Source organism: Streptomyces sp. NRRL F-5630 (genome assembly GCF_000719475.1).
In the GTDB taxonomy this organism is placed as follows: domain Bacteria; phylum Actinomycetota; class Actinomycetes; order Streptomycetales; family Streptomycetaceae; genus Streptomyces.
On the sequence record NZ_JOGO01000016.1, the window covers coordinates 20501 to 33764 of the forward strand.

Annotated in this window: 9 protein-coding genes and 1 tRNA gene; 1 reads left to right on the forward strand and 9 read right to left on the reverse strand. The window is 70.6% G+C overall.

Annotated features, from left to right (window positions below):
* Nucleotides 1-156: 156 nt before the first annotated feature.
* Nucleotides 157-285: a DLW-39 family protein gene (locus IF99_RS32185; RefSeq protein ID WP_007824483.1), complete on the reverse strand. Its 129-nt coding sequence runs from the start codon at nt 283-285 to the stop codon at nt 157-159.
* Between the two features lie 245 nt (nt 286-530).
* Between IF99_RS32185 and IF99_RS0110120 the strand changes: the two genes are divergently transcribed.
* Entirely contained in the window at nt 531-1217 is a 687-nt protein-coding gene (locus IF99_RS0110120; RefSeq protein ID WP_030996055.1) for a DUF6344 domain-containing protein, read from the forward strand.
* A gap of 663 nt (nt 1218-1880) precedes the next feature.
* Here IF99_RS0110120 and IF99_RS0110125 read toward each other — a convergent pair.
* The 8 genes from IF99_RS0110125 to dnaN form a co-directional block, all read right to left on the reverse strand.
* A tRNA-Ile gene (locus IF99_RS0110125) sits at nt 1881-1954 on the reverse strand.
* Nucleotides 1955-2013: 59 nt separating this feature from the next.
* A complete protein-coding gene (locus IF99_RS0110130; RefSeq protein WP_234340640.1) occupies nt 2014-2787 on the reverse strand; it encodes a DUF3566 domain-containing protein in 774 nt (257 codons plus the stop codon).
* 17 nt (nt 2788-2804) lie between these two features.
* Nucleotides 2805-5429, reverse strand: a complete 2625-nt coding sequence (gene gyrA, locus IF99_RS0110135; protein WP_030996057.1) for a DNA gyrase subunit A — start codon at nt 5427-5429, stop codon at nt 2805-2807.
* A 116-nt stretch (nt 5430-5545) separates the two neighbouring features.
* A complete protein-coding gene (gyrB, locus tag IF99_RS0110140) occupies nt 5546-7726 on the reverse strand; it encodes a DNA topoisomerase (ATP-hydrolyzing) subunit B (protein WP_030996058.1) in 2181 nt (726 codons plus the stop codon).
* A gap of 663 nt (nt 7727-8389) precedes the next feature.
* On the reverse strand, nt 8390-8932 hold the full coding sequence (locus IF99_RS0110145) for a DUF721 domain-containing protein (RefSeq protein WP_030996059.1): 543 nt from the start codon (nt 8930-8932) through the stop codon (nt 8390-8392).
* Between the two features lie 77 nt (nt 8933-9009).
* Nucleotides 9010-10173 (reverse strand): DNA replication/repair protein RecF, encoded by a 1164-nt coding sequence (gene recF / locus IF99_RS0110150; protein WP_030996060.1) that lies wholly within the window; start codon nt 10171-10173, stop codon nt 9010-9012.
* An 81-nt stretch (nt 10174-10254) separates the two neighbouring features.
* Nucleotides 10255-11136, reverse strand: coding sequence for a phosphogluconate dehydrogenase (NAD(+)-dependent, decarboxylating) (gene gnd, locus IF99_RS0110155; RefSeq protein ID WP_030996061.1), 882 nt, complete (start codon nt 11134-11136; stop codon nt 10255-10257).
* Between the two features lie 78 nt (nt 11137-11214).
* Nucleotides 11215-12345: a DNA polymerase III subunit beta gene (gene dnaN, locus IF99_RS0110160; protein WP_010268730.1), complete on the reverse strand. Its 1131-nt coding sequence runs from the start codon at nt 12343-12345 to the stop codon at nt 11215-11217.
* Between the last annotated feature and the right edge of the window lie 919 nt (nt 12346-13264).

The following is a 13264-nucleotide window of genomic DNA, read 5'->3' on the forward strand; positions in this document are numbered from 1 at the left end:
CCCGCACGAGCGCCGAATTCACGGCAGCGGCAGGCCCCTTGGGGGCAGGGACGCCCGGGCGTGCCTCCGGGGTGCCCCACCCGGGGAGCCCGGACACGACAACGGGCCCCGGTCGCCCGTGGCGACTGGAGCCCGTTTCAGCGGGAGCGCGACTGCTCAGGAACCCGAGGGAACCGAGTCGGTCGCCTCCGTCCACAGATCCTGCTCGGCGCGATCCGCCTGGATCTGGCGGTACACGAGGAGCCCGCCGATGGCGGCCAGTGCGACCAGGAGAAGCTTCTTCACCGCGCGACCTCGTCCTTCTTTGACGTTCAGGGACCTCTGCCGCCCGACTATACACACCGGCCCATACCACTCGGCGCCCCCTTCGGCACCCGGGCGGCAGCCGTCCCCCGGACTGTCAGGGGACCTCCGTCCGAGTGACGTTCATCAGAAGAACTGCGCGCCACGGGCGTCGCTCCCTCCCTGGGCACCGTCGGTACACATCATGAGGAAGTACGCAAATCGACCAAGCTGAAAGCGAGCACACCGTGGCTGCCCAGACCTTCTCGACGCTGTGGAAGGCGCTCGTCGGCGCTTTCCTCGCGCTCTTCGCCTTCCTCGGCTTCACGGCCGCCCCCGCCCAGGCCGCCGCCCCCACGACCCCGGCGCCGCAGCCGCGCGACCTCCCCTGCGAGGAGAGCGGCCCGCAGGGCTTCGCCGTCGCCCCGGCCCTCTTCGGGCCACCGCCCGTCCAGGGGCGTTCGCTGCCGCCCACGATGAAGCAGCGCATCAGGGCCGAGCAGCACGGTTCCTCACCGTCCTGCCGCCAGCTCGTCGTCCCGCTCGACCACCCGTACACCACGGGCCCGGCTCCCGCACTGCCCGCCGCACGCGCGGCGCTCGGAACCCCCCGTACGGCAGCCTCGGCCGTCTCCCCCGCCACGGCGCACACGCACGTCACACCAGGCACCTCCGAGCCGGTCGCGGACACGCTCGCGCCCTCGCTGCCCGCCGCACGCCCCGCCGAGTCCACGCCGGTCGCGGCCCCCGCCCCGCTCGCCCCCGGCATCCCGGCCCCTGCGGACGCCCTCGACTCCGCCCTGTCCCGCCCGGCCGAGACCCCGCTCGCGCTTCCCGGCATCCCGGCCGCCCGCGAGCACCACGACAGCGCGCAGGCGCGCCCGTCGTCCGCCGGTCTCCACAAGACGGCCCCGCTCGTCGCCTCCGCCCCGTGAGCCGCCCTCCCGCCGCCGCGCACGCGCCACCCCGCCCTGTACCGCGCGAGCACCACGACGCGCCCCCGGTCGCCGGACGCCGGAAACCCTCACCGGCACGACCGCCCGAACCACCTGAACCGCCGGAACCACCACCGTCACCGGCCCTCGCACCAGCACCGCAAGCACGAGCAGCGCAGGCGCCGGCACCCTCGGCGCCACGACGACCGGCACCACCCACCGGGGCACGCCGCCCCGGCCCCGTACGACCCGCGCGGCATCCCCCAGAGCCCGCCCGCACACCGGGCGTCCCCAGGGCGACACCTCCGTCCTGCCCCCGCCCCGCCCTTGCGCACGTCCCTCCAGCACGTCCCGTCAGCGCGACGCACCCTCAGCCCGCCCCCCTTCTCCACGCCCGCCCACGTCCCCCTGTTGCGTATCCCCTTGTACCGTGCCGTCCCTGTCCGCAGGACCCCGCACGCCCCGCGCGACCCCGCGCTCCCGCCCCCGGCCCCCGGCCGCAGGGGCCATTGGCCGTATCCCCACCCGTATCCCCCGTGCCTCCCCCGCGTCCCCCGCGTCCCCTCGTCTCTCCCCGCCTCCCCCTCGCCCCACCGCCAGGCGCCGTCCCCCCGGAGACAGCAAAAGACCCCCGGTCCTGAGACCGGGGGTCTTTCGTGTCGGTGGGGCTAACAGGACTTGAACCTGTGGCCTCTTCCTTATCAGGGAAGCGCTCTAACCGTCTGAGCTATAGCCCCGCGCGCTCGCGCGCTGACCTCTGAAGATTAGCGCACGAGGCGGCCAGTCCCAAAATCGGTTACTCGTCCTCGGCGAGCGTGAGCTCGACACCGCCGAGGAAGCCGGCCGAGAGGTTGTAGATGAAGGCCCCGAGCGTGGCCAGGGCCGTCATCAGGACGACATCGATGACCGCGATCACCGAGGTGAACATGAGCACCCGCGGCAGCGAGAGGAAGGACTCCAGATCGAAGCCGCCCCCGTCACTGGAGCTCGTCGCCTCCGAGACGGTGTCGCCGACGGTGGAGAAGACGCCCATCGCGTTCATCACCATCCACAGCACCGCCGCGGCGACGATCGTGCAGATGCCGAGCGCGATGGAGAGCAGGAAGCTCACCTTCATGACCGACCACGGGTCGGCCTTCGCCACCCGCAGCCGCGCCTTGCGCGTGCGCGGCACCGGACGGGCGCCCGTCCGCGGCTTGCGCACGCCCCGGCCAGCGGAGCCACCGCCCGAGGTCCCGCTCAGGCCGCCGGGCCCCTGACCGCCCGTGGGCGGCTGGTACGCCTGCGGAGGCTGGTACGGAGCGGCCCCCGCGGACTGCGTCGCCGCCGGGCCACCGGCGCCGCCGTGGCGGCCACCGCCGACGGTCCCCTGGCCCGTCTGCCCCTGCGGGCCCACCGCGCCACTGCCGTAGGGATCGGGCCCGCCGCCGTACTGCTGCGCTTGCGGGCCTCGGGTATCGGTCACAGTTCCCCCCTGGGAATCCGGTGCGCGCCGGCGTCTGCCGCTCCCGGAACCACGGTCGCCCTCCGGCGGGGTCCCGTTGGTGCCCGCGCCCGTGGTTCCAGTCACGTCCTCACTCCTCGCGCTTATTCAGCCGAAGGCTCCGTGCCCTCGGCCGTGCCCTCGGCCGGGTCCGCCTGGGGTTCCTCGTCAGGACCGTCCGCGTCGACCTCTTCGGCCTCGCGTCCGGCCTCGGCGTTGCGCGCGACGGCCACGACGGCATCGCGCTTGCCCAGGTTGATCAGTTGGACGCCCATGGTGTCACGGCCCGTCTGCCTGATCTCATTGACTCGCGTACGAATCACCCCGCCCCCGAGCGTGATGGCGAGGATCTCATCGGTCTCCTCGACCACCAGCGCACCGACGAGCGAACCCCGGTCCTCGACGATCTTGGCAGCCTTGATGCCGAGGCCGCCACGTCCCTGGACCCGGTACTCGTCGACGGGGCTGCGCTTCGCGTAACCGCCGTCGGTCGCGGTGAAGACGAACGTACCCGCACGCACGACATTCATCGAGAGCAGTTCGTCCCCGTCACGGAAACTCATGCCCTTCACGCCCGAGGTGGCGCGGCCCATCGGGCGCAGGGTGTCGTCCGTCGCGGTGAACCGGATCGACTGCGCCTTCCTGCTGATGAGCAGCAGGTCGTCGTCGGCCGAGACCAGCTCGGCGCCGATCAGCTCGTCATCGCGGCCGTCGTCGGTCTCGCGCAGGTTGATCGCGATGACGCCACCGGAGCGGGGCGAGTCGTAGTCCTTGAGCGAGGTCTTCTTGACCAGGCCGCCCTTGGTCGCGAGGACCAGGTACGGGGCCGCCTCGTAGTCCTTGATCGCGAGGATCTGCGCGATCGACTCGTCGGGCTGGAAGGCGAGCAGGTTCGCGACGTGCTGCCCGCGGGCGTCGCGGCCGGCGTCCGGCAGCTCGTACGCCTTCGCCCGGTAGACCCGGCCCTTGTTGGTGAAGAAGAGCAGCCAGTGGTGGGTCGTGGTGACGAAGAAGTGGTCGACGATGTCGTCTTCCTTCAGCTTCGCCCCGCGCACGCCCTTGCCGCCCCGCTTCTGCGAGCGGTAGTCGTCGGTACGGGTCCGCTTGACGTAACCGCTGCGGCTGATCGTGACGACGATGTCCTCCTCGGCGATCAGGTCCTCCATGGACATGTCGCCGTCGAAGGGCACGAGCTGGCTGCGACGGTCGTCGCCGAACTTGTCGACGATCTGGCCGAGTTCGTCGCTGACGATCTGCCGCTGCCGCTCGGGGGAGGCGAGGATCGCCTTGTACTCGTCGATGCGCCGCTGGAGTTCGTCGTGCTCCTGGGTGAGCTTCTGCCGCTCCAGGGCCGCGAGACGGCGGAGCTGCATCTCCAAGATCGCGTTCGCCTGGATCTCGTCGATCTCCAGGAGGCCCATCAGGCCGCCGCGCGCGTCCTCGACGGTCTCGCTGCGGCGGATGAGCGCGATGACCTCGTCGATCGCGTCGAGCGCCTTGAGCAGACCGCGCAGGATGTGGGCGCGCTCCTCGGCCTTGCGCAGCCGGAACCGCGTGCGCCGGACGATGACCTCGATCTGGTGGGTGACCCAGTGCCGGATGAAGGCGTCGAGGGAGAGCGTGCGCGGCACACCGTCGACCAGGGCCAGCATGTTCGCGCTGAAGTTGGTCTGGAGGTCCGTGTGCTTGAAGAGGTTGTTGAGGACGACCTTCGCGACCGCGTCCCGCTTGAGGACGACGACGAGCCGCTGTCCGGTGCGCGAGGAGGTCTCGTCACGGACGTCGGCGATGCCGCCGATCTTGCCGTCCTTGACCAGGTCGGCGATCTTCTGCGCGAGGTTGTCCGGGTTGACCTGGTACGGCAGCTCGGTGACGACGAGGCACTGCCGGTTCTGGATCTCCTCGACCTCGACGACCGCGCGCATGGGGATGGAGCCGCGCCCGGTCCGGTAGGCCTCCTCGATGCCCTTGCGGCCGACCACGAGGGCACCGGTGGGGAAGTCGGGGCCCTTGATGCGCTCGATGAGCGCGTCGAGGAGTTCCTCGTTGCCCGCCTCGGGGTGGGCCAGGTACCACTGGGCACCGGCCGCGACCTCGCGCAGATTGTGCGGGGGGATGTTGGTGGCCATGCCGACCGCGATGCCCGCCGAGCCGTTGATCAGCAGGTTCGGGAAGCGCGAGGGCAGGACGTCCGGCTCCTGGGAGCGGCCGTCGTAGTTGTCCGAGAAGTCGACGGTCTCCTCGTCGATGTCCCGCACCATCTCCATCGAGAGGGGGGCCATCTTGCACTCGGTGTACCGCATGGCGGCGGCCGGGTCGTTGCCCGGGGAGCCGAAGTTGCCGTTGGAGTCGACGAGCGGCATGCGCATCGCCCAGGTCTGGGCGAGACGGACGAGGGCGTCGTAGATCGAGGAGTCACCGTGCGGGTGGTAGTTCCCCATGACGTCGCCGACGACGCGGGCGCACTTGTAGAAGCCCTTCTCGGGCCGGTAGCCGCCGTCGTACATCGCGTAGAGCACGCGGCGGTGCACGGGCTTGAGCCCGTCCCGCACGTCGGGCAGCGCACGCGAGACGATGACCGACATCGCGTAGTCGAGGTACGAGCGCTGCATCTCGGTTTCGAGCCCGACGGGCTCGACGCGCATCGCGAGTCCTGCGACGCCCTCGCCGGCTGCGGGGATCGGCCCCGTGGGTTCCTCGTCGGGAGTGGGGGTGTTCTCGTCGGCCATGTGCCGTACTGGTCCTTTCGGCCTGCTCGCTATCCAGGGGCTGTCCGGCCCGGTGCTCCGGGCCCGGGCTCCGGTGTCTGGGGGCGCGCGGGCCGCCGGACACCGGAGGGGGATGCCTAGATGTCGAGGAAGCGGACGTCCTTGGCGTTGCGCTGGATGAACTGGCGGCGCGCCTCGACGTCCTCGCCCATGAGGACGGAGAAGAGGTCGTCTGCCTGAGCGGCGTCGTCGAGGGTGACCTGGCCGAGAACGCGGTGGTCCTGGTCCATCGTCGTCACCCGCAGCTCCTCGGCGTCCATCTCGCCGAGCCCCTTGAAGCGCTGCACCGCGCCCTCGCGCAGCCGCTTGCCGTTCTCGCGGCCCAGGGTGATGAGCGCGTCCCGCTCGCGGTCGGAGTAGGCGTAGTCCACGTCGTCCTTGCCCCACTTGATCTTGTAGAGCGGGGGGCGCGAGAGGTAGACGTGCCCTGCCTCGACGAGCGGGCGCATGAAGCGGAAGAGGAAGGTCAGGAGCAGCGTGTTGATGTGCTGCCCGTCGACATCGGCGTCCGCCATCAGGATGATCTTGTGGTAGCGGAGCTTCTCGATGTCGAAGTCGTCGTGCACCCCGGCGCCGAAGGCCGAGATGAGCGCCTGGATCTCCTGGTTGTGGAGGATCTTGTCGACGCGGGCCTTCTCGACGTTCAGGATCTTGCCGCGGATCGGCAGGATCGCCTGGTACATCGGGTCACGGCCGGACTTCGCGGAACCACCGGCGGAGTCGCCCTCGACGATGAAGATCTCGCACTTGGTCGGGTCGTTGGACTGGCAGTCCGAGAGCTTCCCGGGGAGCGAGGCCGTCTCCAGGAGGCCCTTGCGGCGCGTGAGGTCGCGGGCCTTGCGGGCGGCGACACGCGCGGTCGCCGCGGAGATGCCCTTGCGGATGATGTCCGAGGCTTCGTTCGGGTTCCGGTCGAACCAGTCCGCGAGGCGCTCGTAGACGATCTTCTGCACGAAGGTACGGGCCTCGGTGTTGCCGAGCTTCGTCTTCGTCTGGCCCTCGAACTGCGGCTCGCCGAGCTTGACGGAGATGATCGCCGTCAAACCCTCGCGGATGTCGTCACCCGTGAGGTTCCCGTCCTTCTCGCGGAGCAGCTTCTTGTCGCGGGCGTACTTGTTGACGATCGTCGTCAGCGCGCCGCGGAAGCCTTCCTCGTGGGTACCGCCCTCGTGGGTGTGGATCGTGTTCGCGAAGGAGTAGACCCCCTCCGTGTACCCGGCGTTCCACTGCATCGCGACCTCGACGGAGAGCAGCTTCTCCTTGTCCTCGGCCTCGACATCGATGACCGAGGGGTGAATGACCTCGCCCTTGCGGGAGTTGAGGTACTTCACGAAGTCGACGATGCCGCCCTCGTAGTGGTACGTGACGGTGCGGGCCTGGGGCGGCTCCTCCGCGTCCACGACGTCGGCGCTGTCGGCGCCGGCCGTGGCCTTCGCGGACTCGCGCTCGTCGGTGAGCTTGATGGTGAGGCCCTTGTTGAGGAAGGCCATCTCCTGGAAGCGCCGCGCGAGGGTCTCGAAGGAGTACTCGGTGGTCTCGAAGACGTCGCCATCGGCCCAGAAGGTCACCGAGGTGCCGTGCTCCTGCGTCGCCTCGCCCTTGTGCAGGGGGGCGATGGGCACACCGCGCTCGTACTGCTGGGTCCAGACGTGACCGTCGGTCTTCACCTCGACCTCGACGCGCGTGGAGAGCGCGTTGACGACCGAGACGCCCACGCCGTGCAGACCGCCGGAGACCGCGTAGCCGCCACCGCCGAACTTGCCACCCGCGTGCAGGACGGTCAGCACGACCTCGACGGCCGGCTTCCCCTCGGAGGGCACGATGCCCACCGGGATGCCTCGCCCGTTGTCGACGACCCGGACGCCGCCGTCGGAGAGGATCGTGACGTCGATCGTGTCGGCGTGCCCGGCGAGGGCCTCGTCGACCGAGTTGTCCACGACTTCCTGGACGAGGTGATGCAGGCCGCGCTCACCGGTCGAGCCGATGTACATGCCGGGGCGCTTGCGTACCGCGTCCAGCCCTTCCAGGACCGTGATCGCGTTGGCGTCGTAGGACGACTCGGGAAGGCTCGATGTTTCACGTGGAACATCACCGCTCACCGCGTCCGCCTCCACCTCGGCCGCCGCCGATGTTTCACGTGAAACATCGCTCTGCCCCGGGTCGGGCACGGCGCCGGGGCCGTCCTCGTCCGGGGTCGACGGATTGTTCTCGTTGGGGTTGCCGGAATCGGCCACGAAGCGCCCTTTCTGGCACAGCACAGACCTGAACCCGAAGGGCGGGAGCGGCTGCGTCGTTCTACTCGGCGTTAGTCGGCGGTGCGGTGTCTCGCGGTGTGCGAGGTGGTGCGGTGCTGCTGAAGCGGGGCTCACCGAGCGTCGATCTCTCGTCACTCGCCAAGCCCCCGCTCCGGGAGCGGGATTACTGCTCAGTCTACCGGTAACGCCGACAGTGATGGGGGTTTGCGGGTAGCTGAGTACGCATGTGCCGCCCTCAACCGACCGCTTCCGACTCCCCATATGCGGACCGGGGCTTCAGGGGGCTCACAGCGGCACTCAGCGCTTCGAACCGGTTCCGGGGTGTCAACCACCGGTGACGACTCCGCACCGGACCCACCCAAGTCCCCAAGAACCCCAGGTCAGAGCCGTCGTCGCGGAGGCGGGCAAGCCCTTTCGGCGGGGCGGACCGGGCGTCCGCCAGGGCGCGCGGAGTACGGCCGTGAGGGGCCGTGCCCGCAGGGGCACCTGTGCAGGGGGCGTACGGGAGGGGGCGGGGGTGGGGAGGGACACATGAGCGGATCGCGGCCGGGTGCGCGAAGCGGGGGCTGGTCTCCGGGGGCGGGATCGGGCGGGCCGCGGAAGGGGGCTCGCGGCGGGGACATGCCGAGCGCCGTGGGCACGGTGCAGGACTTCGGGGAGCGGACCCTAGTCCCAGGTGTCCCTGTCCCCCCGGCTGCCGGGTGCCCGGAGCGGACCGTAGCGGCGGGCCGGGCTGGAGGGGCCCTCGATGCGCAGCAGCCGCACGGTGTCGGGGCCGAGGGCCTCGTTGAGGCGGGCAACGAGCTGGGGGGCGAGGAGGCGCAGTTCGGCGGCCCAGGTGCTGGAGTGGCAGCGGATGCGCAGCACCCGCTCGTCCTCGTCGTAGTGCTGGGGCTCGCAGTTGCGTGCCACGTTCTCGCCGACGATCTGCGGCCAGCGGTTCATGACCCCGCCGACGGCCGCGCGGGTCTCCCAGCCGCGATCGGACATGAGCCGGTGGATGGCGGCACCGAAGGCGAGCGGCTCGCGCCCCTCGCCCCGGGCGCCGCGCCGGTTGCCCCGCCGCTCGGGGCCGCGCGCGTGGACGCCGAGTCCCTGTTCGCGGGCCTGCTTCTGGGCGGCGCGCAGCGCCTCGCGCGCGAGGTCGGCGCCCGACCCGGCGGGCTTCGGCGCGGACTGCCCGGCGGGCCGGACGGGCTGTTCGGGCACGGCGGCGGCGTCGAGAGCGGGCTGATGCGCGCCGGAGGACTGCCCCGACGCCTGCCCGCCCTTCGGCTGCTCCTCGCTCATGCGCGCCGCACCGTCCCCTCGGAGACCGCGTACCTGGTGCCCTTGAGCGGGGCGGGTACGTCTTCCTCGACGGCCGCGGTGACGAGGACCTGCTCGCCGGGAGCGACGTGCTCGGCGAGGCGGTCGCGGCGGCGGGCGTCGAGTTCGGCGAAGACGTCGTCGAGGATCAGGACCGGCTCGCCGCTGCGCTGCCCCTCGGGCCCGGGCGCCGTCTGCGGGCCCCAGGGCTCGGCACGGAGCAGGTCGTACGAGGCGAGGCGGAGCGCGAGCGCGAACGACCAGGACTCGCCGTGGCTCGCGTACCCCTTCGCGGGGAGGTCGCCGAGCTTGAGGAGAAGGTCGTCGCGGTGCGGCCCGACGAGCGTCACGCCGCGCTCGATCTCCTGCTTGCGCACCTCGCCGAGCGCGGCGAGCAACTGCTCGTAGAACTCCTCGCGGCGGTGCGCGGGGCCGGGCGCGGAGGGCCGGTACTCCAGGAGCGCGGGCCCGCCACCGGGGGCGAGCTGCTCGTAGGACTTGTCGACGAGAGGGTGCAGCGCGGCGATGAGGTCGGTGCGCTGGGCGAGGAGTTCGGCGCCCGCGCGGGCGAGGTGCTGGTCCCAGATGTCGAGCGTGGACAGGTCGAGGGTGCGGCCGCCGTGGCGGCGGGCGAGCGCGGCGGACTTCAGCAGCGTATTGCGCTGTTTGAGGACACGCTCGTAGTCGGAGCGGACCCCGGCCATCCGGGGGTGGCGCGCGGTGAGGAGCTCGTCGAGGAAGCGGCGGCGCTCTCCGGGGTCGCCCTTGACCAGGGCGAGATCCTCGGGGGCGAAGAGCACGGTGCGCACGATGCCGAGCACGTCGCGCGGGCGGACCTGCGAGGAGCGGTTGATCCGGGCCCGGTTGGCGCGGCCGGGGTTGATCTCCAGCTCGACGAGCTGGCTGCGCTCGCCCTGGGTCACGGCGGCGCGCACGAAGGCGCGCTCGGCGCCGGCCCGGACGAGGGGCGCGTCGGAGGCGACGCGGTGGCTGCCGAGGGTCGCGAGGTAGCCGACCGCCTCGACGAGGTTGGTCTTGCCCTGCCCGTTGGGGCCGACGAAGGCGGTGACGCCCGGTTCGAGGCTCACCTCGGCGCGCTCGTACGAGCGGAAATCGGCCAGCGACAGATGCGTGACGTGCATGGGCTGAGCGGGCTCCTCGACTCCCGGCGCGGGGCGGCGCGCGTCACGTCGACCGTGCCGCACACCGCCCCGCCGGGCGTCCTACTTGCTGTTCTTCTCGACCGCGTGGCCGCCGAACTGATTGCGCAGCGCGGCGATCATCTTCATCTGCGGCGAGTCCTCCTGGCGCGAGGCGAAGCGCGCGAAGAGCGAGGCCGTGATGGCGGGGAGCGGCACGGCCTTGTCGATCGCGGCCTCGACCGTCCAGCGGCCCTCGCCGGAGTCGGCCGCGTACCCGCGCAGCTGCTCCAGGTGCTCGTCCTCGTCGAGCGCGTTGACCGCGAGGTCGAGGAGCCAGGAGCGGATGACGGTCCCCTCCTGCCAGGAGCGGAAGATCTCCCGCACATCGGTGACCGAGTCGGCCGCCTCCAGGAGCTCCCAGCCCTCGGCGTACGCCTGCATCATGGCGTACTCGATGCCGTTGTGGACCATCTTCGCGAAGTGGCCGGCGCCGACCTTGCCCGCGTGCACGGAGCCGAAGTCGCCCTCGGGCTTCAGGGCGTCGAAGACCGGCTGCACCTTGGCGACGTTCTCCGCCGTGCCGCCGTACATCAGCGCGTAGCCGTTCTTGAGGCCCCAGACGCCGCCGGAGACGCCGCAGTCGACGAAGCCGATGTCCTTGAGCCCCAGCTCGACCGCGTGCTTCTCGTCGTCGGTCCAGCGGGAGTTCCCGCCGTCGACGACGACGTCGCCCGGCTCCAGGAGCCCGGCGAGTTCGTCGATCGTGGACTGGGTCGCGGCACCGGCCGGAACCATCACCCAGACGACACGCGGGCCCTTGAGGCGGCTCACCAGCTCCTCGAGGCTGCCGACGTCCGAGACGTCCGGATTCCGGTCGTAGCCGATGACGGTGTGGCCTGCGCGGCGGATGCGCTCGCGCATGTTGCCGCCCATCTTGCCGAGGCCGATGAGACCGAGCTCCATCACTGTTCCTTAGGTCGCGTGCTGGCTTTCGTACCGGTGTCCGAGCCTACTGCCGGGGGGCCGCGCACACCTGTGGGCTCAGCCGCTCAGCCGTACCGGCATGATCAGGTACTTGTAGGCGTCATCGGCCTCGGCGTCGACGGCCGGACGACCGCTCAGCAGAGCGGGCTTCGTCGAGGTCGTGAAGGAGAGCTGGGCGACCGGCGAGTCGATGGCGCTGAGCCCGTCGAGCAGGAAGGTCGGGTTGAAGGCGATGGAGATGTCGTCGCCTTCGAGCTGCGCGTCGACACGTTCCACAGCCTGTGCGTCGTCGCTGGAGCCGGCCTCCAGGATCAGCACGCCCTGCTCGAAGCTGAGCCGCACCGGGGTGTTGCGCTCGGCGACGAGGGCGACGCGCTTGACGGCCTCGACGAAGGGCGCCGTCTCGATGACGGCGACCGAGTTGAACTCGGTCGGGAAGAGCGTGCGGTACTTCGGGAGGTCGCCCTCCAGGAGCCGCGTGGTGGTACGGCGGCCCGCGCCCTCGAAACCGATGAGGCCCTCGCCCGAACCGGAGCCGGAGAGCGCGATCGTCACGTTGTCGCCGTTGGTGAGCGACTTGGCGGTGTCGAGGAGCGTCTTGGCCGGGACGAGCGCGACGGCCGAGATCTCGGCGTCCTCGGGCTTCCACAGGAACTCGCGGACCGCGAAGCGGTAGCGGTCGGTGGAGGCGAGCGTGACGGTGTCGCCCTCGATCTCGATGCGCACACCGGTGAGGACGGGGAGCGTGTCGTCACGGCCCGCGGCGATGGCGACCTGCTGGGCGGCGGAGGCGAAGACCTCACCGGGCACGGTGCCGGTCGCGGAGGGCATCTGCGGCAGTGCCGGGTACTCCTCGACGGGGAGCGTGTGCAGCGTGAAGCGCGACGATCCACAGGTGACCGTCGCCCGTACACCGTCTGTGGAAATCTCCACGGGCCGGTTGGGCAGGGCACGGCAGATGTCGGCGAGGAGCCGCCCGGAGACGAGGACCGTGCCCTCCTCCTCCGTCTCGGCCTCGACGGAGACCCGCGCCGAGACCTCGTAGTCGAAGCCGGAGAGGCTCAGCGTCCCTTCCTCCGCCTTCAGCAGCAGGCCCGCCAGGACCGGAGCCGGCGGGCGAGCCGGGAGGCTGCGTGCCGCCCACGCCACTGCCTCCGCGAGTACGTCGCGTTCCACCCGGATCTTCACCTGAGCCCGCCTCCTGCGTGATTCCTGCTCGTCTGCCGCCGCTCGCTGTTTCTCGCGGCAGCTGCGCTGTCTGGTGCCCCCTCCGCTCGGGGCCGGGACCGTGTCGCCCCCGGCGAGGGGGAGCGAGGTGTCCCTCGGGCCTCGGCGGGGAAGGACGTCTGTGCCCAGTCTGACGTACCGCACTGACAGCTGGTGCCCTTGGTCGTCAAATCGGCCTCCGGGCTCTTCGGAGCCCTCGGAGCGAGTTGTGCACAGGCCCCGCTTCGAAACGAATTCCCAGCTCTCTCTAGTCGTTAGTAGTAGTAGGGCCTGTGGATACCGTGGATAACCTCGTTTCCGCAGCTCAGAGCCGGTTTTTTATCCCCAGGTCCTGGGGACGGCGCCTGGGGAGAACCCGGGGTAACTGTGGACAGCCGAAAGTTGTGCACAGGCCGTCCACAAGAGGGGCCGACTTGTCCCCAGCTGCGTCCCCAGATTCGCGACCGTTTCCCACAGGGGGCCCGTCAGCTTCACTGTGACGCCTTTCACTCGCCCTGGTGAGAGCGAGTGTTTCGTTGCCGAACAGTGGACAGCCCTGTGGAGAAGCTGTGCACAACCACCCTCTCCCTGTGGGCAGCCGACCGAACCCGGTGGACAAGCCTTCCGGGCGGCCTGTGGACAAAAAGTTCTCCACAGCCTGTGGATAACAGTTTTCCACTAATCCCCAGCCACCTGACCAGCCAGGACCGTGTCCACACACCCTCCCCTGTGGACAGGATCTGGACAACTCCACTGTCCCCACCATGTGGAGGAAAAAAAGTCGCCGAATCTGTGGACAACACCCGTAACCCGCCGGGGAATCGAACAGCAAGGGGAGGGACAAGCGGGCGGGGCGGGGTGCGGTGAGGGGTGGGAAGCGCGGGCGGAGAGGGGCGGCAGG